The sequence below is a fragment of the Pseudomonas oryzihabitans genome, assembly GCF_001518815.1.
In the GTDB taxonomy this organism is placed as follows: Bacteria; Pseudomonadota; Gammaproteobacteria; order Pseudomonadales; family Pseudomonadaceae; genus Chryseomonas; species Chryseomonas oryzihabitans_E.
Genome location: NZ_CP013987.1, coordinates 2,574,948 through 2,593,455, shown reverse-complemented (window position 1 = coordinate 2,593,455; position 18,508 = coordinate 2,574,948). Strand labels below are relative to the sequence as shown.

General features: G+C 66.4%; 16 protein-coding genes. 2 read left to right on the top strand and 14 right to left on the bottom strand.

Translation table 11 applies throughout. The annotated features are described in order from the left end of the window. Positions 1–102: 102 nt before the first annotated feature. From APT59_RS12015 to APT59_RS11975, 9 genes are all read right to left on the bottom strand, one after another. Positions 103–813: a YfdX family protein gene (locus APT59_RS12015; RefSeq protein WP_059315054.1), complete on the bottom strand. Its 711-nt coding sequence runs from the start codon at positions 811–813 to the stop codon at positions 103–105. 206 nt (positions 814–1,019) lie between these two features. Beyond that, positions 1,020–2,378, bottom strand: a complete 1,359-nt coding sequence (gene gudD / locus APT59_RS12010) for a glucarate dehydratase (protein WP_059315053.1) — start codon at positions 2,376–2,378, stop codon at positions 1,020–1,022. Positions 2,379–2,396: 18 nt separating this feature from the next. Beyond that, on the bottom strand, positions 2,397–3,752 hold the full coding sequence (locus APT59_RS12005; protein WP_059315052.1) for an MFS transporter: 1,356 nt from the start codon (positions 3,750–3,752) through the stop codon (positions 2,397–2,399). 308 nt (positions 3,753–4,060) lie between these two features. After that, on the bottom strand, positions 4,061–5,092 hold the full coding sequence (locus APT59_RS12000) for a LacI family DNA-binding transcriptional regulator (RefSeq protein WP_059315051.1): 1,032 nt from the start codon (positions 5,090–5,092) through the stop codon (positions 4,061–4,063). Positions 5,093–5,171: 79 nt separating this feature from the next. Continuing rightward, positions 5,172–6,086 (bottom strand): hydroxymethylglutaryl-CoA lyase, encoded by a 915-nt coding sequence (locus tag APT59_RS11995; protein ID WP_059315050.1) that lies wholly within the window; start codon positions 6,084–6,086, stop codon positions 5,172–5,174. Then, the gene (locus APT59_RS11990; protein ID WP_059315049.1) at positions 6,083–8,017 is read right to left on the bottom strand and encodes an acetyl-CoA carboxylase biotin carboxylase subunit; all 1,935 of its coding nucleotides are present in this window, start codon (positions 8,015–8,017) and stop codon (positions 6,083–6,085) included. Before APT59_RS11990 ends, APT59_RS11995 begins: the two co-directional genes overlap by 4 nt. Beyond that, complete coding sequence (locus APT59_RS11985; protein ID WP_059315048.1) at positions 8,014–8,814, bottom strand: enoyl-CoA hydratase-related protein; 801 nt, start codon at positions 8,812–8,814, stop codon at positions 8,014–8,016. Before APT59_RS11985 ends, APT59_RS11990 begins: the two co-directional genes overlap by 4 nt. Positions 8,815–8,817: 3 nt before the next feature. Continuing rightward, entirely contained in the window at positions 8,818–10,425 is a 1,608-nt protein-coding gene (locus tag APT59_RS11980) for a carboxyl transferase domain-containing protein (protein ID WP_059315047.1), read from the bottom strand. 10 nt (positions 10,426–10,435) lie between these two features. Then, positions 10,436–11,599 (bottom strand): isovaleryl-CoA dehydrogenase, encoded by a 1,164-nt coding sequence (locus APT59_RS11975; RefSeq protein ID WP_059315046.1) that lies wholly within the window; start codon positions 11,597–11,599, stop codon positions 10,436–10,438. A 370-nt stretch (positions 11,600–11,969) separates the two neighbouring features. On the opposite strand from APT59_RS11975, the gene APT59_RS11970 reads away from it, so the two are divergent. Next, on the top strand, positions 11,970–12,878 hold the full coding sequence (locus APT59_RS11970) for a LysR family transcriptional regulator (protein ID WP_059315045.1): 909 nt from the start codon (positions 11,970–11,972) through the stop codon (positions 12,876–12,878). Positions 12,879–12,907: 29 nt separating this feature from the next. On the opposite strand, the gene APT59_RS11965 is transcribed toward APT59_RS11970, so the two are convergent. The 5 genes from APT59_RS11965 to ribBA form a co-directional block, all read right to left on the bottom strand. Then, positions 12,908–14,050: an ABC transporter ATP-binding protein gene (locus APT59_RS11965; protein WP_059315044.1), complete on the bottom strand. Its 1,143-nt coding sequence runs from the start codon at positions 14,048–14,050 to the stop codon at positions 12,908–12,910. A 16-nt stretch (positions 14,051–14,066) separates the two neighbouring features. Continuing rightward, positions 14,067–14,876, bottom strand: a complete 810-nt coding sequence (locus tag APT59_RS11960) for an ABC transporter permease (protein WP_059315043.1) — start codon at positions 14,874–14,876, stop codon at positions 14,067–14,069. A gap of 4 nt (positions 14,877–14,880) precedes the next feature. Beyond that, positions 14,881–15,804, bottom strand: coding sequence for an ABC transporter permease (locus tag APT59_RS11955; RefSeq protein WP_082696340.1), 924 nt, complete (start codon positions 15,802–15,804; stop codon positions 14,881–14,883). A gap of 1 nt (position 15,805) precedes the next feature. Beyond that, on the bottom strand, positions 15,806–16,828 hold the full coding sequence (locus APT59_RS11950) for an ABC transporter substrate-binding protein (protein WP_059315042.1): 1,023 nt from the start codon (positions 16,826–16,828) through the stop codon (positions 15,806–15,808). Positions 16,829–17,018: 190 nt separating this feature from the next. Next, positions 17,019–18,128, bottom strand: coding sequence for a bifunctional 3,4-dihydroxy-2-butanone-4-phosphate synthase/GTP cyclohydrolase II (gene ribBA / locus APT59_RS11945; RefSeq protein ID WP_059315041.1), 1,110 nt, complete (start codon positions 18,126–18,128; stop codon positions 17,019–17,021). Between the two features lie 78 nt (positions 18,129–18,206). Here ribBA and APT59_RS11940 point away from each other — a divergent pair, with 78 nt between their 5' ends. Beyond that, the gene (locus tag APT59_RS11940; RefSeq protein ID WP_059315040.1) at positions 18,207–18,494 is read left to right on the top strand and encodes a DUF1330 domain-containing protein; all 288 of its coding nucleotides are present in this window, start codon (positions 18,207–18,209) and stop codon (positions 18,492–18,494) included. Positions 18,495–18,508: the final 14 nt, after the last annotated feature.

Here is an 18,508-nt window from a genome sequence, read left to right as displayed (position 1 = left end):
CAACCTGGAGGCGAAACCATTACGCTGAAGTTAACGTTTTCAGGCTGTTCAGTCCTTGGGGAAATCCGCCGGGAGGCAAGGTCCCGGCGGGCGAGGGTCTGCTCAGGTCTTGTCGACCGGAGTGAAGATCGAGGTGGTCCTGGAGAACCAGCTGGTGGGGGTCACGTCGACGTTGGCGTTGTCGTATTTCAGGCTGCTCTGCACCTGCTTGAGTGTCAGCCCGGCCTGCCAGAACTGCTCGTGGGCCAGTTCCTGATTGGCCCTGTGAACCAGGTCCAGGGCCTCCTGGGCGGGCAGTACGGCGGTGGAGTAGTCGACATCGACACCGGCCACCTTGAGGATCTCGCTGGCGCCCTGGGTGTCGCCGTGCTGGATCTTGTCACTGGCCTGGGCCACGGCCTGATTCTTGGCGGGGGTGGCGACATAGTCGTCCCTGAGCGTCATGCCGCTCCAGATCGGTAGCCAGGCGGTGGCCTTGGCGTCCTGCTCCGCTACCGGGACCGCCTGGCCGGTCTGCCCACGCAGGTCCTTGGCGGCCTTCATATAGACGGTCTTGTCGGTCTGGGCGGTTTGCAATGCGCTTTCAGCGGCGCGCAGTTGCTGTTTGGCCTGATCGACGTGACCTTCGAAGAGATCCTGGCGTGCGGCGATCACGTCCTTGAAGGCCGATTGGCCTTGCTGGGAGATCGCCGGCAGGGTGGCGACCTGCTGGCTGGCAACGTCGGGACGGGTATCGGCCAGGGCGACGGTGGAAAACACCGAGGCGATGGTCAGGACGAGGAGGCTCTTGGCGATACGACGATTGAGGTTCATGTGCTTCTCCCGGATACGAAAGTGACTGGAACCGCGGAGGTATCGGGCGGGGCTGCGAGATACCGTGAGTTCAGTGTCGATCCGGTGAGCTTAACGAACGCTTAGCAGGCTATCGGTAGCTGTAACCAGGTATTTCGGGAGGCTGTAGCGGAAGAGGCGACCGCCCCGAAGGCTCGGAGCGGTCGTTGCTGGCGGGCGGAAGCGGCTCAGCGCACCAGGCAGGGCTTCTTGTTATCGAAGGTCCAGTTGGGCGAGAGGAATTGCATGGCCATGGCGTCGTCCCGCGCACCCAGGCCCTTGGTCTTGTACAGCTCGTGGGCGCGGGCGAGGGCGTCCAGGTCCAGTTCCACGCCCAGGCCACCCTGCTGCGGCACCTCGACCAGGCCACCCTTGATCTCCAGCGGCTGGCGGGTGAGGCGTTGGCCATCCTGCCAGATCCAGTGGGTGTCGATGGCGGTGATCTTGCCCGGCGCCGCGGCGGCGACATGGGTGAACATGGCCAGGGAGATGTCGAAGTGGTTGTTGGAGTGCGAACCCCAGGTCAGGCCCCAGTCGTTGCACATCTGCGCCACCCGCACCGAACCCTGCATGGTCCAGAAGTGCGGATCGGCCAGGGGGATGTCCACCGATTGCAGCTGGATGGCATGGCCCATCTGGCGCCAGTCGGTGGCGATCATGTTGGTGGCGGTGGGCAGGCCGGTGGCGCGACGGAACTCCGCCATGACTTCGCGACCGGAGTAGCCGTTCTCGGCGCCACAGGGATCTTCGGCATAGGCCAGCACGTGGTGCTGGTCGCGGCACAGGCGGATGGCTTCCTTGAGCGACCAGGCACCATTGGGATCCAGGGTCACGCGTGCCTCGGGGAAGCGCTCGGCCAGGGCGGTGACCGCCTCGATCTCGGCGTCGCCGCTGAGCACCCCGCCCTTGAGCTTGAAGTCCTTGAAGCCGTAGCGGTCATAGGCAGCCTCGGCCAGGCGCACCACCGTCTCGGGGGTCAGGGCCTCTTCGTTGCGCACGCGGAACCAGGCGTCGTCGCTCTCGGCTTCGCTGCGATAGTCCAGGGTGGTCTTGTTGCGGTCGCCGACATAGAACAGGTAACCGAGCATCTCCACGGCATCGCGCTGCTGACCTTCGCCAAGCAGGGCGGCCACCGGTACCTCCAGGTGCTGACCGAGCAGGTCGAGCAGGGCGGCTTCGATGGCGGTCACCGCATGGATGGTGACGCGCAGGTCGAAGGTCTGCAGGCCGCGGCCGCTGGCATCGCGGCCAGCAAAGGCCTGGCGGACCTGGCCGAGGATGCGCTGGTACTGGCCCAGCGGCTGGCCGATGAGGAATTGGCGGGCGTCTTCCAGCGTCTGGCGGATGGTCTCGCCGCCGGGTACCTCACCGACACCGGTGCGACCGGCGTTGTCCTTGAGGATCAGCACGTTGCGGGTGAAATAGGGACCGTGGGCGCCGCTGAGGTTGAGCAGCATGCTGTCCTGGCCGGCAACGGGGACGACTTCCAGCGAGGTGACCACGGGTGTGCCGGTGTGCAGGGCTGGGGAGGCATTGAATTGAGTCATGGTCGGGCTCCTTGTCGATCAGCGAGAGGTTTCAGCGGCGAGCGGGGCTTCGGCAGGCGGCGTGGTGACGCCGCGCAACTCGACGCGTTTGATCTCGCCCACGACGAACAGGTAACTGATGGCGGCCACCAGGGCGTTGGCACCGACGAACACCAGGGCCATCTTGAAGGAGCCGGTGGCGGCGATGATGTAGCCGATGATGATCGGAGTACTGATGGAGGACAGGTTGCCGATGGTGTTGAACAGGCCACCCGAAAGACCGGCGATCTGCTTGGGCGTGGTGTCGGAGACCACCGCCCAGCCCAGGGCGCCGATGCCCTTGCCGAAGAAGGCCATGGCCATGAAGCCCACTACCATCCAGTCGGCGTCGACGTAGTTGCACAGGATCATGCTCATCGACAGCAGCATGCCGGCGACGATGGGGGTCTTGCGCGCCACACTCAGGCTGTTGCCACGACGCAGCAGGTAGTCGGAGATCACCCCGCCCAGCACGCCACCGATGAAGCCGCAGATCGCCGGGAGGGAGGCGATGATGCCAGCCTTGAGAATGGTCATGCCGCGTTCCTGCACCAGGTACACGGGGAACCAGGTGAGGAAGAAGTAGGTGAGGGCGTTGATACAGAACTGGCCCAGGTAGATACCGGCCATCATGCGGTTGGTCAGCAGCTGGCCAATGTAGCTCCACTTCGGACCCTCGCTCTTCTTGCCGGGGGTGTCCAGGTCGACCAGGCCGCCGTTGCTGGCGATGTACTCGACCTCGGCGGCATTGGCGCGGGGATGTTCGCGCGGGCTGTAGATCACCGCCATCCAGACCGCCGAGAAGGCGATGCCCAGTACGCCCATCACCACGAAGACGTGCTGCCAGCCGAAGGTGTAGACGATCCAGCCCATCAGCGGCGCGAACAGCACTGTGGCGAAGTATTGCGCGGAGTTGAAGATGGCCGAGGCGGTACCGCGCTCCTTGGTGGGGAACCAGGCGGCGACGATGCGGGCGTTACCGGGGAAGGAGGGGGCTTCGGCCAGGCCGACCATGAATCTCAGGGCGAACAGCAGGAATACCGCGGTGCCGATGCCGAATTCACCGATGTAGCCCTGCAGCAGGGTGAACACCGACCAGGTGAAGATGCTTGCGGCATAGACCTTCTTCGAACCGAAGCGGTCGAGCAGCCAGCCGCCCGGGATCTGGCCGAGCACATAGGCCCAACCGAAGGCGGAGAAGACGTAGCCGAGGGAGACGGCACTGATGCCAAGGTCTTTCTGCAGGCTGGAGCCGGCGATGGCGATGGTGGCGCGGTCCGCATAGTTGATCGTGGTCACCACGAACAACATGAACAGGATCAGATAGCGGACGCGCGTCTGCTTGGTGTCTTGCATGGATAGCTCCCACTGGTTGTTTTTGTGTGCGGGCGGAGATCGAGCAGCGGTCTTAGGTTGTAAGTCGTCTGACAACGATAGCGGTATCATTAAACAGATAACGCTATCATTCAACCGGTAAATCTGTGGCAAGGCGCAAAAAACTGGTCAGCGTGGTGCTTCGAAAAATCGTACAGGCACGGTTGAGCGGTTGGCGATTTGTGCCAGACGCCATGACGAGTCATGGCAGCGCTATTGCAAGAAGGGCGACGCCTGCCAGGTCAAAAAAGTGCCGTCAAAATGGTGTGGGTGACGCCTGGACTACCGCACTAGGAGCTCTGGCGTTCGATCAGCACGAAGCCGGTATCCAGGCGGACGGTCCGCTGATCGCCGGCCAGCCGATCGAGCAGTGATTGAGCCACGCGGTGACCCATGGCGTCGGCGTTGACGCTGACCGTGGACAGCGCCGGATTGGCGAAACGACCATTGGTGGTGTCGCCGAAGCCGATCACGGCCAGCTGCTCGGGAATGCTCAAGCCGCGGCTGGTAGCCTCAGCGACCACGCCCAGCGCCAGGGTGTCTGAGCTGCACAGCACCAGTTCCGCGGGCTCGGGCCTTGCCAGCAACCGCGCGAGGCCGATGCGACCGACCTCCCAGGTGGCCGGCAGGGGCAGGACTTCCATGGGTACCTCGGTGACGCCCAGGGCGGCAAGCCGCGCCTGCAGTGCCAGGTTGCGGCGCATGGCACGGGGATCGTCCACCGAGATCACCCCGAAGCGGCGATAACCGCGGGCGACGAAGTGGTCGGCCAGGGCGACACCGACCTGCTCATGGGAGAAGCCCACCTGCATGTCCAGGGCTTCTTCGCTCAGATCCCAGGCTTCCACCACGGGGATGTTCAGCGCCGCCAGGCGCTCGCGACTCGCCGGGGTGTGCAGGGTGCCGGTGAGCACGATGCCATCGGGCCGACGGCCGAGGATGGCTTCGAGCAATTCCTCTTCCTTTTCCGGGGAATAGCCGGTGGGCCCGATCAGCGCCTGATAGCCGGCCTCGGTGAGGCGTTCCATGATCGCCTGCACCACCGTGGCATAGATGGAGTTGGCGATGGTGGGCAACAGGATGGCCACCAGCCGGCTCTTGCTGGAGGCGAGGCTGCCCGCCAGCAGATTGGGCACGTAGCCCAGCTCCTTGACCACGGCCAGGACATGCTCGCGGGTGGCAGCGCTCACCAGGGTCGGGCGGTGCAGCGCCCGGGATACGGTAATGGGCGACACCCCGGCGGCGAGGGCGACCTCGCGCACGGTGAGAGGCAGCGCGGTGCCATCGAGCTGGGCGAGTTCGCGTCGAGACTTCCTGGCCAAAACGGGTCCTTGGAGAAGAGAAGTCGCCATTATGAGAGCAAGCCCCGGCGGTTGCCATGGGCGCCCGCCAGAGCCTTTGCTAGTCGACCGCTCGCGCTGCCCGGGCGCGACCGACCCGGGACTCGTTGCGCCGCCCCAGCTGGGCGGACACCTGGTGGCCCGCCTCGATGAGCTGGGGCAGGTCGAGACCGCTGGCGATGCCCAGGCCGTCGAGCAGATAGACCAAGTCCTCGCTGGCGACATTGCCGCTGGCGCCGCTTGCATAGGGGCAGCCGCCGAGCCCGGCAACGGAGCTGTCGAACACCGCGATACCTTCGAGCAGACTGGCATAGACATTGGCCAGGGCCTGGCCATAGGTATCGTGGAAATGCCCGGCCAGCCGGGTGAGCGGCACCTCCCGACCCAGCCGCTGCCAGAGCGCCCGGGTTCGGCCGGGGGTACCGACGCCGATGGTGTCCCCCAGGGAGACTTCGGCGCAGCCCAGCTCCAGCAGCTCGCGCGTCACGCTCGCCACCTGATCAGGTGCGATCTCGCCGTCGTAGGGGCAGCCCAGCACGCAGGATACATAGCCTCGCACCCGGATCCCCGCCGCCCGCGCGCCCTCGACCACTGGCACGAAGCGCGCCAGGCTCTCGGCGATGGAGCAGTTGATGTTGCGCTGGGAGAAGCCCTCCGAGGCGGCGGCGAAGACGGCGATTTCATCTACCCCCGCCGCCAGGGCAGCCTCGAAGCCTTTCATATTGGGCACCAGCACCGAACGGACCACGCCCGCCGGGCAGCCCAGTCCCGCCAGCACCTCGGCGGTCCCGGCCATCTGCGGCACCCACTTGGGCGAAACGAAGCTGCCCACTTCCAGATGTTGCACACCGCTGGCGACCAAGGCCTCGCACAGCTGGATGCGCTCGGCAATGCCAAGCGCCTGGGGTTCGTTCTGCAGGCCATCGCGTGGCCCGACCTCGACCACCCGCACCCGGGACGGCAGGGCATCGCTCATGGTGCCGACTCCTCCAGTTCCACCAGGGCTGTGCCCTCGGCCACCAGTTCGCCAGGGCTGCAGAACAGCGCGGTCACGACGCCGGCGCGGGGCGCGCGGATGCTGTGTTCCATCTTCATCGCCTCCAGCACCACCAGCGGCGTACCGGCGTCCACGGTGTCGCCCACCGCCACCGAGACGGCTACCACACTGGCGTTCATCGGCGCCGTGAGCCCACCGGCATCGGCCTGGCGCGCGACCTCGGCGAGGGGATCGGCCCAGGTAACGGCTTCGAAACGATTCTCCCATTCGAGGAACAGTGTCTGGCCACGGCGATAGAAGCGGGCGCTCTGGCGGATGTCGTCTGCATGCCAATGGAGGCGATCACCGCTCAGCTCCACCGCCGACGAACCGGGAAGGGCGACGGTGCGTACCTCGCCGCGACAGGCCAGGCGCAGCGATATCTGTGGCGGTCCACCCAGGCGCCAGCCCTGGCGGGAAGCCCAGGGCGACGTCGGATCGGCAGCGGCCGGCAGCGTCGCCAGCCAGGCCTGGGCCGCCAGGGTCCAGAAGGCCTCCGGTAGCTCACAGGGTACGGGCAGCAAGGCATCCCGGTGACGCTCGATAAAGCCGGTATCCAGTTCGGCCGCGGCAAAGGCCGGATGGGCAAGCAGGCGCTGCAAGAAGGCGAGGTTGGTGGCGAAGCCGCCTACCGCGGTTTCATCAAGCATGGCCAGCAGTCGCTGGCGCGCCTGTTCGCGGCTGTCGCCCCAGCCGATGAGCTTGGCCAGCATGGGATCATAGAAGGGCGATACCTCGTCGCCTTCCTCCACGCCGCTGTCCACGCGCCTACCCGGACCCGCCGTGGGCTCGCGGTAGAGCTGCAGGGTGCCCGAGGCCGGCAGGAAGCCCTGGTCGGTGTCCTCAGCATAGAGGCGCACCTCGATGGCATGGCCGTGCAGGGGCACCTGGGCCTGGGTGAGGGGCAGCGCCTCACCGGCGGCGACGCGCAACTGCCAGGCCACCAGATCCAGGCCGGTGATGGCCTCGGTAACCGGGTGCTCGACCTGCAGCCGGGTATTCATTTCCATGAAGAAGAAGTCGCGGCGGGCGTCGAGCAGGAATTCCACGGTGCCGGCGCCCACATAGCCGATGGCCTGGGCCGCCTGTACCGCGGCTTCGCCCATGGCCCGGCGTAATTCGGGGGTAAGACCGGGCGCGGGAGCTTCCTCGATCACCTTCTGGTGGCGGCGCTGGATGGAACAGTCGCGTTCGTTGAGATAGAGGCAATGGCCTTGCCCGTCGGCGAAGACCTGGATCTCCACGTGGCGCGGTTGCAGCACGTACTTCTCCACCAGCATCCGCGCATCGCCAAAGGCCGAGAGCGCTTCGCGCTGGGCGGAGGCGAGACCTTCGGCCAGGTCGGCTTCGCGCTCGATGATCTTCATGCCCTTGCCGCCACCGCCGGCGGTGGCCTTGAGCAGGACCGGATAGCCGATGCGCGCCGCGGCGTCGCGAAAGGTGGCCAGGGACTGGTCCTCGCCGTGATAGCCCGGCACCAGGGGCACCCCGGCGTCGGTCATCAGCGCCTTGGCCGCGGACTTGCTGCCCATGGCGCGAATCGCCGCGGCGGGCGGCCCGACGAAGACCAGTCCCGCCGCGGCCACCGCTTCGGCGAAGGCGGCGTTCTCGGACAGAAAGCCATAACCAGGGTGGATGGCCTGGGCGCCGGTGGCGAGGGCAGCGGCGATGATCCGCTCGCCGGCCAGGTAACTGTCGGCCGGCTTGGCGCCCCCGAGGTCTACCGCCAGGTCGGCCTGGCGCACATGGCGTGCCCTGGCGTCGATGGCGCTGTGCACGGCGACGGTGCCCAGGCCCAGGGCCTTGGCGGTGCGCATCACCCGGCAGGCGATCTCGCCTCGGTTGGCGACGAGCAGACGGTCGAAGGTCATGGCGTGGTCTCCTGCCAGGCGGGGCGGCGCTTTTCCAGGAAAGCGGCTAGGCCTTCCTGGGCTTCAGGGGTGACGCGGACCGCGGCGATCAGGCCCTCGGTGAACTGGCGCACCGTGGGGCTCGGCACACCATCGCCGACGCCGTCCAGGAGCCGTTTGCAGGCCCGCAAGGCCTGAGGACCGTTGTCCAGCAGGCGGGCGATCCAGGCTTCCACGAGGGGCTCCAGGTCGGCGGCGGGCGCGGTCTCGGCGACCAGGCCCAGCTCGGCGGCGCGCGCACCGGAGAAGCGTTCGGCACCCAGCATGTAGCGCCGTGCCACCCGTTCGCCCAGGGCGCGGATGACGAAGGGGCCGATGACGGCGGGCACCAGGCCGATGCGCACCTCCGACAGGCAGAAGGTGGCGTCACTGGCAGCCACGGCGAGGTCGCAGCAACTGACCAGACCCACGGCGCCGCCAAAGGCTGCGCCCTGCACCACGGCGAGGGTGGGCATCGACAAGGCCTGCAGGCGATACATCACCTCGGCCAGGCGCTCGGTGTCGGCCTGGTTGGCGGCCGCGTCCAGGGTGGCGGACGCCTGCATCCAAGCCAGGTCGGCACCCGCGCAGAAGTGCCGGCCGCGCCCACGTACGAGCAGAAAGCGCAGCTCGGCATCGGCGGCGATCTCGGTGAGCGCTGTGCCCAACTCCGCGATCATCCGTGCATCCAGGGCGTTGTGGCGGTCCGGACGGTCGAGCCAGAGGGTGGCGAAGCCGCGCGGGTCGCGGGTCAGATCCAGGGTTTGGAAGTCAGTCATGGCCTACATCCGGAAGACGCCGAAGGTCGTCGGCTCGAGAGGGGCGTTGAGGCTGGCCGACAGGGCCAGGGCGAGGACCTCGCGGGTCTGGGCCGGGTCGATCACCCCGTCGTCCCACAGCCGCGCGCTGGAATAGTGGGCATGGGCCTGGCGCTCGTACTGCTCGACGATGGGCGCCTTGATGCGCGTGATTTCGTCATCGTCGAAGGGCTCGCCGGCACGTTCGGCCTGCTCGCGCTTGACCTGCACCAGCACCCCGGCCGCCTGTTCGGCACCCATCACGCCGATGCGTGCGTTGGGCCACATCCACAGGAAGCGAGGATCGTAGGCGCGACCGCACATGCCGTAGTTGCCGGCGCCAAAGCTGCCGCCGATGATCACGGTGAACTTGGGCACCCGGGCGCAGGCCACCGCGGTGACCAGCTTGGCGCCGTGCTTGGCGATGCCGCCTTCCTCGTATTTCTTGCCGACCATGAAGCCGGTGATGTTCTGCAGGAAGAGCAGAGGGATGCGTCTCTGGCAGGCAAGTTCGATGAAGTGCGCGCCTTTCTGCGCCGATTCGGCGAAGAGGATGCCGTTGTTGCCGAGGATGGCTACCGGATGACCCTGCAAATGGGCGAAGCCACAGACCAGCGTGGTGCCGAACTGCGCCTTGAATTCGTCGAAGACGCTGCCGTCCACCAGGCGGGCGATCACCTCGCGTACCTCCAGCGGCTGCTTGGGATCGGCCGGGACCAGGCCGTAAAGGTCCTCGGCCGGATACAGCGGGGCGACTGGCGCCTTGAGCTGCAGGTCACCCAGCTTGCGCCAGTTGAGGTTGGCGATGCAGCGCCGCGCCAGGGCCAGGGCATGGGTGTCGTTCTCGGCATAGTGGTCGGCCACGCCGGAAATGCGGCAATGGACATCAGCGCCGCCCAGTTCCTCGGCGGTGACCACCTCGCCAGTGGCGGCCTTCACCAGCGGCGGGCCAGCGAGAAAGATGGTGGCCTGCTGGCGGACCATGATGGTCTCGTCGCTCATCGCTGGCACATAGGCCCCGCCGGCCGTGCAGGAGCCCATCACCACGGCGATCTGGGGGATGCCCTGGGCGCTCATGGTCGCCTGGTTGAAGAAGATCCGCCCGAAGTGCTCGCGGTCGGGGAAGACGTCCTCCTGGCGCGGCAGGTTGGCGCCACCGGAATCCACCAGATAGAGGCAGGGCAGGCGATTCTGCAGGGCGATGGCCTGGGCGCGCAGGTGCTTCTTCACCGTCAGCGGATAATAGGAGCCGCCTTTCACGGTGGCGTCGTTGGCTATGATCATGCACTCGACGCCCTCGATGCGGCCGATACCGGCCACCACCCCGGCCGCCGGTACCTCTTCCTCATAGACGTCGAGGGCCGCCAGGGCGCCGATTTCCAGAAAGGACGAGCCGGGGTCCAGCAGTTGGTCGATGCGCTCGCGGGGCAGCAGCTTGCCGCGGGCGGTATGGCGCGCCTGGGCCTTGGCGCCGCCGCCTTCACGGATGCGTGCCAGGAGCTGGTCGAGCCGGGCCAGTTGCTCGGCCATGGCGGCGGCATTGCGCTGGTAGTCCGGGGTGCGGCGGTTCAGGGTGGAGGTCAGCACGGTCATGGAGGGCTCCTCACCGGGTTTCGTTGAACAGCTCGCGCCCGATCAGCATGCGGCGGATCTCGCTGGTGCCGGCGCCGATCTCGTAGAGCTTGGCGTCGCGCAGCAGGCGGCCGGTGGGGTACTCGTTGATATAGCCGTTGCCTCCGAGGATCTGGATGGCTTCCAGGGCCATCTGGGTGGCCTTCTCGGCGGTGTAGAGAATCACCCCGGCAGCGTCCTTGCGGGTGGTCTCGCCACGGTCGCAAGCCTGGGCCACGGCATAGAGATAGGCGCGGCTGGCATTGAGGCCGGTGTAGAGGTCGGCCACCTTGCCCTGGATCAGCTGGAATTCGCCGATGCTCTGGCCGAACTGCCGCCGGTCGTGGATATAGGGCAGGACCACGTCCAGGCAGGCCTGCATGATGCCCACCGGACCACCGGCGAGGACCACCCGCTCATAGTCAAGGCCGCTCATCAGTACCTTCACGCCCCCGTTCACCTGTCCCAGCACGTTGTCCTCCGGCACCTCGACGTCGTCGAAGAACAGCTCGCAGGTGTTGGAGCCGCGCATGCCCAGCTTGTCGAACTTGCTGCCGCGGCTGAAACCGGTCCAGTCACGCTCGACGATAAAGGCGGTGATGCCATGGGCGCCTTGTTCCGGTTCGGTCTTGGCATAGATGACATAGGTATGGGCATCGGGGCCGTTGGTGATCCAGGTCTTGCTGCCATTGAGCACGAAGCGATCGCCACGCCGCTCGGCGCGCAGCTTCATGGAGACCACGTCCGAGCCGGCATTGGGCTCGCTCATGGCCAGGGCGCCGATGTGCTCGCCGCTGACCAGCCTGGGCAGGTAGCGCGCCTTCTGCGCGGCGGTGCCGTTGCGATGGATCTGGTTGACGCAGAGATTGGAGTGGGCGCCATAGGAGAGGGCCACCGAAGCCGAGCCGCGGCTGATCTCCTCCATGGCCACCGCATGCGCCAGGTAGCCAAGTCCCGAGCCGCCGTATTCTTCCCCCACGGTGATGCCAAGCAGCCCGAGGTCGCCAAAGGTGCGCCAGAGGTCCATGGGGAAACTGTTGCTGGCATCGATCTCGCCCGCGCGCGGTGCCACCTCGCGTGTGACCAGGGTGCGCACCTGATCGCGCAGCAGATCGAGGGTCTCGCCCAGGGCGAAGTTGAGACTTGGATAGCTCATGGGGTCACCTGTTGTTGGGATTGGCGGGTGAGGAGAGGGCACAGGAGGCCGTACGGGCGCAGCGGGGCAGCGCCGGGCGTACCAGGGCCAGGAGGGAATACCGGAAGATGACCGAGCAAGCAGGATCCTGCGCGGCCCGGGAGCACGGGCAGGAAAGGCGTCGGACGTGGCTGCCGACGGCACGCTATGGGCGCGGGGGAGACGCGCATGCGGAGCGATGGCGCCAGGGCGCACATGGTCCGTCCTCCTGTTCATTATTCTTGTCGTGGCGACCGCGAGAGGAAGGCGGCGCGCCTGTGCCTCTGAGTCTAGGAGGAGAAATGCGCTATCGTGAAACGATAAAAATAGAATCCAGGTATTGGAAAATCAGATGGCACTGCACAAGGACATCTCGATGCGGCAACTGCGCTATTTCGTCGCCGCCGCCGAGAACAGCCAGTTTTCCCTGGCCGCCAGCGCGGTCAACGTCAGCCAGTCGGCCGTAACCACGGCGGTCAGCCAGTTGGAGACGATGCTTGCGGTGCGGTTGTTCGAGCGACTACCCCATGGAGTCAAGCTGACCGCCGAGGGGCACCAGTTCTACCACCATGCCCGGCACATCCTCGATACCCTGCAGGACGCCGTGAGTCAGCCGCTGTTCCAGAGTCATGCCCTGACCGGCCAGGCCCGGGTCGGGGCTTCCTATGCGGTGCTCGGCTACTACCTGCCGACCCTGCTGGCGCGCTTCAAGCGCAGCTATCCGCAGATCGACATCGACCTGCGCGACATGGACAGACCCAGCATCGAGACGGGCATCAACGATGGCACCCTGGAGCTCGGCCTCACGGTCATCTCCAACGTCGACGCCGCCCAGCCCTTCGAGCGCCATCTGCTGATGCGTTCGCCGCGCCAGCTCTGGTTGCCCAGCGCCCATCCCTTGCTCGCTCCGGAGCAGGTCAGCCTGGCCGACATCGCGCCCTATCCCTATATCCTCGCCACGGTGGACGAAGGGGAAACCTCCACCCTGCGCTACTGGCGCGCGGCCGGCCTGGAACCCAACGTGGTGTTCAAGACCTCGTCCATGGAATCCCTGCGCGGCCTGGTCGCCCACGGCTTTGGCGTGACCATCCTGTCCGACATGCTGTATCGCGGCTGGTCCCTGGAAGGCCGCAAGCTGGAAGCGCGCCCGGTGGCCGATGCCATCCCGCCCATGGAGCTGGGGTTGATCTGGAGCCCCGAGGAGCGCCTGGGACCCGGCGCCCAGGCGTTTCGGCAGTTTCTGGTATCGGCGGCGGGCTGAGGCGGACGCGGGAGGCCCGCTCTCCGGCCTCAGTGGGCGGCGGCTTTGGTCAGGTCGGCGTCGTTCCACTCGGTGTAGACGCAAGCGTCGCTGGCGGCCCAGCGCAGGCGCACCACCTGGCCAGGTTGCAGGCCCTGGGTGTGGGCCAGAGACTTGACCATCAGCTGGGCGCCGCCCGCGGTCTGCAGTACGCAGCTCTGGCTTTCCCCGAGGAAGAGGGCCTCGCCCACCTGGGCCGGGATCTCGTTCCAGCCCGCCGGCATGGGCAGGGTCGCCGCCTGCTCGGTGGTCAGCAGCTGTAGCTTTTCCGGGCGCAGCATCAGGAGCAGTTCCTGGTTCGGTCTGACGCTGGCGGTGGGCCGCATCGCCAGTTCCTGGCCCTCGAACGCGCAGTGCGCCTGGGCCCGCGCGGTCACGCGCAGGAAATTGGAGTTGCCGAGAAAGGCGGCGACGAAGGCGTTCGGCGGATTCTGGTAGAGGTCGTAGCCACTGCCCAGGCCGACGATGCGCCCGTGGCTGAAGATGGCGATGCGCTGGGATAGCCGCAGCGCCTCCTCCTGGTCATGGGTCACGTAGACGATGGTGATGCCGAGGCGACGGTGCAGCTGGCGCAGCTCGTCCTGCAGGTCTTCACGCAGCTTCTTGTCCAGCGCGCCCAGGGGTTCGTCCATCAGCAGGATGCGTGGTTCGTAGACCAGCGCCCGGGCGATGGCCACTCGCTGCTGCTGGCCGCCGGAGAGTTGCGCGGGACGCCGATGGGCGAAGGCTTCGAGCTGCACCAGGCGCAGCATGGCGTCGACCTTCTGGTTGCGCTCGGCGGCGCCGATCTTGCGGATATCCAGGGGGAAGCCGATGTTGTCGCGCACCGACAGGTGCGGAAACAGCGAATAGCGCTGGAACACCATGCCGATGTCGCGCTGGTGCGGTGGGACCCTCAGCAGCGAGCGGCCAGCCACGCTGATGGCGCCGGAACTGGGCGTCTCGAAGCCCGCCAGCATCGACAGGGTGGTGGACTTGCCGGAGCCGCTGGAGCCGAGGAAGGTGAGGAACTCGCCCTCCTGGATGTCCAGCGAGAGATCATCCACGGCGGTGAAATCGCCGTAGTGCTTGTTCAGGTTCTGCAGGCGGACCAGCGGGGCCGCGGGGGCGTTGTTCTGGAGTACGGCGCTCATGGCAGGCTCCGGGAGCTCAGCGGGAAAGGGGTTGGCGGCGGCGCAGCAGGGCAGCCGCGAGCATCACCAGCAGGGAAAGGCCGATCAGCACCGTGGAGGCCACGGCGATCACCGGTGTCAGGTCCTGGCGCAGCGTCGCCCACATCTTCACCGGCAGGGTCTGCAGGTTGGGGCTGGCCATCATCACGCTCAGCACCACCTCGTCCCAAGACACCAGGAAGGCGAACAGGGCGCCGGCGAACACCCCCGGCCAGATCCCCGGCAGGGTCACCCGGTAGATGGCCTGCAGGCGCGAGGCGCCGCAGATCACCGCGGCATCCTCGATGGACTGATCGAACAGCTTGAGCGAGTTGATGACAGCGATCAGGGCGAAGGGCAGGGCGACGATCACGTGGCTGACCACGAAGGCCAGTAGGGTGCCGGTGTAGCCCAGGCGCAGGAACAGGGCATAGATGGCCACGGCGATCACCACCAGTGGCACGATCATCGGCAGGGTGAAGACCGCATAGAGCGTCTTGCGCCCGGGAAACTTGCCGCGCACCAGGGCGAAGGCGCAAGGCACCGCCAGGGCTACCGAAACCAGGGTGGTCAGCAGCGCCACCTTGAGGCTCGCCAGGGCCGCCTGCATCCACTCCGGGTTGGCGAAGAATTGCTGGTACCACTTGAGCGTCCAGCCGGGCGGCGGAAAGACCAGCCATTGGGACGAGCCGAACGACAGCAGCACGATGAAGACGATGGGCAGCAGGAGCACCGCGGCGATGGCGCCGGTGATCAGCAGCAGGCCACCGCGCAGCCGCCAGCCGAGGGCACTGGGAGTCAGCAGCATGGGGTTACCTCGCGTTCTGGGGGTCGACCGGGGATTCCGGTTGCAACCTGAGATAGAGGGCGAACAGCACCAGGGCGATGACGATCAGCAAGGCCGCGGCGGCGCTGGCCAGGCCCCAGTTGAGGAAGGACTGCACCTGCTGGATGATGAACTCCGGCAGCATCATGTTCTGCGCTCCGCCCAGCAGCGCCGGGGTAACGTAGTAGCCGAGCGACATGACGAATACCATAAGCGCGCCAGAGCCCAGGCCCGAGCGGCACATGGGCAGGAACACCTTGCGGAAATTGGTCCAGGGGCTGGCGCCGCAGATGGCGCCGGCCTGCAGCACCATGGGGTCCATGGCCTGTAGCGTCGCCTGCAGCGGCAGCACGATGAAGGGAATCATGATGTAGGTCATGCCGATCACCACCCCGGTGAGGTTATTGACCAGCGCCAGGGGTTCGTCGATCAGACCCATCGCCATGAGCAACTTGTTGATCACCCCCGAGCCCTGCAAGAGCACCAGCCAGGCGTAGGTACGGGCCAGCAGGCTGGTCCACATCGACAGCAGCACGATGTTGAACAGCACCCGGCCCCAGCCGCGGGGCATCAGGGTGATGGTCCAGGCCAGCGGAAAGCCGATCAGCACGCTGAACAGGGTCACCAGGGCAGCGACGCCAAAGGTGTTGAGCAGCACCTGGGCATAGGCCCCATTGGCGAACAGGGTCTGGTAGTTGCCCAGGCCCGGCGTGGGTTCGAGGACGCCGCGCAGCAGCAGGCCGATCAACGGGACCAGGAAGAACAGGCCGAGGAACAGCAGGGCAGGGACGAGGTGACTCGCGCCCTTCCAGCGGACGGCGCGTTCACCCCGGGTCCGCGCCGGATCGTTCAGCGCACGGCGGTCCTTGGCAGTGCCGAGCACCGCCCGGCTGGAGCTGGAGGCAGACATGTCATTTCACCAGCCATTCGTTCCAGCGGCTGGCGATCTCGCCACCGTGCTGGGCCCAGTAGGCGAAGTCCAGGGTGACCTGCTCACTGCCATAGGCGGTGGGCAGATTCTTGGCCAGGTCCGGGGTCAGCTTGGCGATGCTGTCGACGTTGACCGGCGCATAGGCGGTGAGATTGGCAAAATCCGCCTGGCCGCGAGGGCTGCTGGCCTCGGCGAGGAATTTCATCGCGGCGTCCTTGTTCTTGGCGCCCTTGGGCACCACTAGCATGTCGGCCATGACCAGGTTCTGCTTCCAGCTCACGCCTACTGGCGCGCCGTCCTGCTGCAGGGCATGGACGCGACCGTTCCAGAATTGTCCCAGGGTCGCTTCGCCGGAGGCGAGCAACTGCTGGGACTGGGCACCGCCGCCCCACCAGACGATGTTCTTCTTGATGGTGTCGAGCTTCTTGAAGGCCCGATCCAGATCCAGGGGATAGAGCTTGTCCTTGGGCACGCCGTCGGCCAGCAGGGCCAGCTCCAAAACGCCGGGGCTCGGCCATTTGTAGAGCGCGCGCTTGCCGGGGTAGGTGGTGGTATCGAACAGCGCCGACCAGTCCTGCGGCTGCTTGCTGCCGAGCTTGCCCTGGTTGTAGCCGAGCACGAAGGAGAAGAAGAAGGAGCCCACCGCATGGTCATTGACGAAGCGCGGGTCGATCTTGTTGCGATCGATGGTCTTGAAATCCAGGGGTTCGAGCAGGCCCTGCTGGGCGGCGCGCAGGGCGAAATCGGCTTCCACGTCGACCACGTCCCACTGGACGTTGCCGCTCTGCACCATGGCCTGGAGCTTGCCGTAGTCGGTGGGGCCGTCCTGCACTACCTGGATGCCGGTCTGCTGGGTGAAGGGTTCGGCCCAGGCCTGCTTCTGGGCGTCCTGGGTGGTACCGCCCCAGCTGGTGAAGTTGAGACTTTCCGCCTGGGCCGGAAGGGCCAGCGTAGTCAACAGGCCGGCAGCGACCACAGAGACGACTTTAAGCTTCAGCAACATCGTGACGCCCTCTTTTGTTATTGGATCGGCGCGGCAGAGGTGTCGCGGCCTTGTAGGAGTCGTGCGATTCGAGGCGGATAGCGGCACCTCGAAGTAGAGCTGTCGACCCTGTCGAATGGGCCGTTTTGTCATTCGATATTATGGTATTCCAAACTTTTTGCAAGCCTTCCAGAGGCCTCTGGAAAGGGCTTCAGCCAGGAAAAGGCAGGGTTTCGACGATCTCCAGTTCGTACCCGGTCAGGCCGGCGTAGCGCAGGGGCAGACCCAGGTGACGGATGCGCCCGACGCCCAGGTCCTGCAGGATCTGCGCACCGGTGCCTACCTCGGCATAGATGCGCGACTGGGAGCGTTCGAACAGCCGCTTGGGCTGGGTCAGCGAGGGCACCCGGGCCAGCAGCGCCTGGGAAGATTCGTGGTTGGCCAGCACCACCACGATGCCGTGGCCTTCCCGGGCGACGCGTTCCAGGGCAGCCCACAGGGTCCAGCTCGGCGGCCCGCTGTATTCGGCACCGACCAGGTCGCGCAGGGGATCCAGGGCATGGACGCGAACCAGGGTAGGCGTCTCGCGGTCGATGTCGCCCATCACCATGGCCAGGTGTACACCGCCTTCGATGCGGTCCTCGTAGGTCAGCAGGCGGAAGGTGCCGTGCACGGTGGGCAATTCGCTCTCGCCGATGCGAATGACGGTGTGTTCGTGGCGCAGTCGGTAGTGGATGAGGTCGGCGATGGTGCCCAGCTTGATGCCGTGGCGTTCGCCGAAACGCTCCAGATCCGGACGCCGGGCCATGCTGCCGTCGTCGTTCATCACCTCGACGATGACGGCGGAAGGGTTGCGACCGGCCAGGCGCGCCAGGTCGCAACCGGCCTCGGTATGGCCGGCACGGGTCAGCACGCCGCCGTCGCGGGCACGTAGCGGAAAGATGTGGCCGGGCTGGACCAGGTCCCGCGCGGTGGCATCCGGTGCCACCGCGGCTTCGATGGTGCGCGCCCGGTCGGCGGCCGAGATGCCGGTAGTGACGCCGGTAGCGGCTTCGATGGACACGGTGAAGGCGGTGCCGTGGACGGTGCCGTTGTCACTGACCATCTGCATCAGGTTGAGCTGGCGGCAGCGTTCCTCGGTCAGCGTCAGGCAGATCAGGCCGCGGGCTTCGCGGGCCATGAAGCTGATCGCGGCAGGGGTGCAGGCATCGGCGGCGAGCAGGATGTCACCTTCGTTCTCGCGGTCTTCGTCATCGACCAGGATGACCATCTTGCCGGCACGGAAATCCTCGATGATCGCTTCGATGGGATGGATGGCCACGGCTACCTCTCAGGGTTCTGGATTGTTCTGTAATCTGGTATACCATGAGACAAAACGTAGCGAAAGAGGCAAAGCGCCATGAAAGGTTATTGGATTGCAGAGGTCGATGTGACCGATCCCGAGGCTTATCGCGGCTATACGGAGCGCGCCCCTGCGGCCTTCGCCCGCTATGGCGGACGCTTCCTCGCGCGGGGCGGACGCGCTGAGCAGCTGGAGGGAGAGGGCTGGGCGACGCGCCGGGTCGTGATCGAGTTCGATTCCTACGAACAGGCCCTGGCCTGCTATCGCTCGGCGGAGTATCAGGACGCCTGCGGGCACCGGCAGACGGCGGCGCGGGCCGAGATCTTCATCGTCGAAGGACTATGAGACAGGCGGCCAGG

What these genes read in the sequence shown, in the direction of transcription:
- APT59_RS12015 (WP_059315054.1), bottom strand. Translation starts at nt 813, where the DNA reads ATGAACCTCAATCGTCGTATCGCCAAGAGCCTCCTCGTCCTGACCATC.
- gudD (WP_059315053.1), bottom strand. Translation starts at nt 2,378, where the DNA reads ATGACTCAATTCAATGCCTCCCCAGCCCTGCACACCGGCACACCCGTG.
- APT59_RS12005 (WP_059315052.1), bottom strand. Translation starts at nt 3,752, where the DNA reads ATGCAAGACACCAAGCAGACGCGCGTCCGCTATCTGATCCTGTTCATG.
- APT59_RS11995 (WP_059315050.1), bottom strand. Translation starts at nt 6,086, where the DNA reads ATGAGCGATGCCCTGCCGTCCCGGGTGCGGGTGGTCGAGGTCGGGCCA.
- APT59_RS11990 (WP_059315049.1), bottom strand. Translation starts at nt 8,017, where the DNA reads ATGACCTTCGACCGTCTGCTCGTCGCCAACCGAGGCGAGATCGCCTGC.
- APT59_RS11985 (WP_059315048.1), bottom strand. Translation starts at nt 8,814, where the DNA reads ATGACTGACTTCCAAACCCTGGATCTGACCCGCGACCCGCGCGGCTTC.
- APT59_RS11980 (WP_059315047.1), bottom strand. Translation starts at nt 10,425, where the DNA reads ATGACCGTGCTGACCTCCACCCTGAACCGCCGCACCCCGGACTACCAG.
- APT59_RS11975 (WP_059315046.1), bottom strand. Translation starts at nt 11,599, where the DNA reads ATGAGCTATCCAAGTCTCAACTTCGCCCTGGGCGAGACCCTCGATCTG.
- APT59_RS11970 (WP_059315045.1), top strand. Translation starts at nt 11,970, where the DNA reads ATGGCACTGCACAAGGACATCTCGATGCGGCAACTGCGCTATTTCGTC.
- APT59_RS11965 (WP_059315044.1), bottom strand. Translation starts at nt 14,050, where the DNA reads ATGAGCGCCGTACTCCAGAACAACGCCCCCGCGGCCCCGCTGGTCCGC.
- APT59_RS11960 (WP_059315043.1), bottom strand. Translation starts at nt 14,876, where the DNA reads ATGCTGCTGACTCCCAGTGCCCTCGGCTGGCGGCTGCGCGGTGGCCTG.
- APT59_RS11955 (WP_082696340.1), bottom strand. Translation starts at nt 15,804, where the DNA reads ATGTCTGCCTCCAGCTCCAGCCGGGCGGTGCTCGGCACTGCCAAGGAC.
- APT59_RS11950 (WP_059315042.1), bottom strand. Translation starts at nt 16,828, where the DNA reads ATGTTGCTGAAGCTTAAAGTCGTCTCTGTGGTCGCTGCCGGCCTGTTG.
- APT59_RS11940 (WP_059315040.1), top strand. Translation starts at nt 18,207, where the DNA reads ATGAAAGGTTATTGGATTGCAGAGGTCGATGTGACCGATCCCGAGGCT.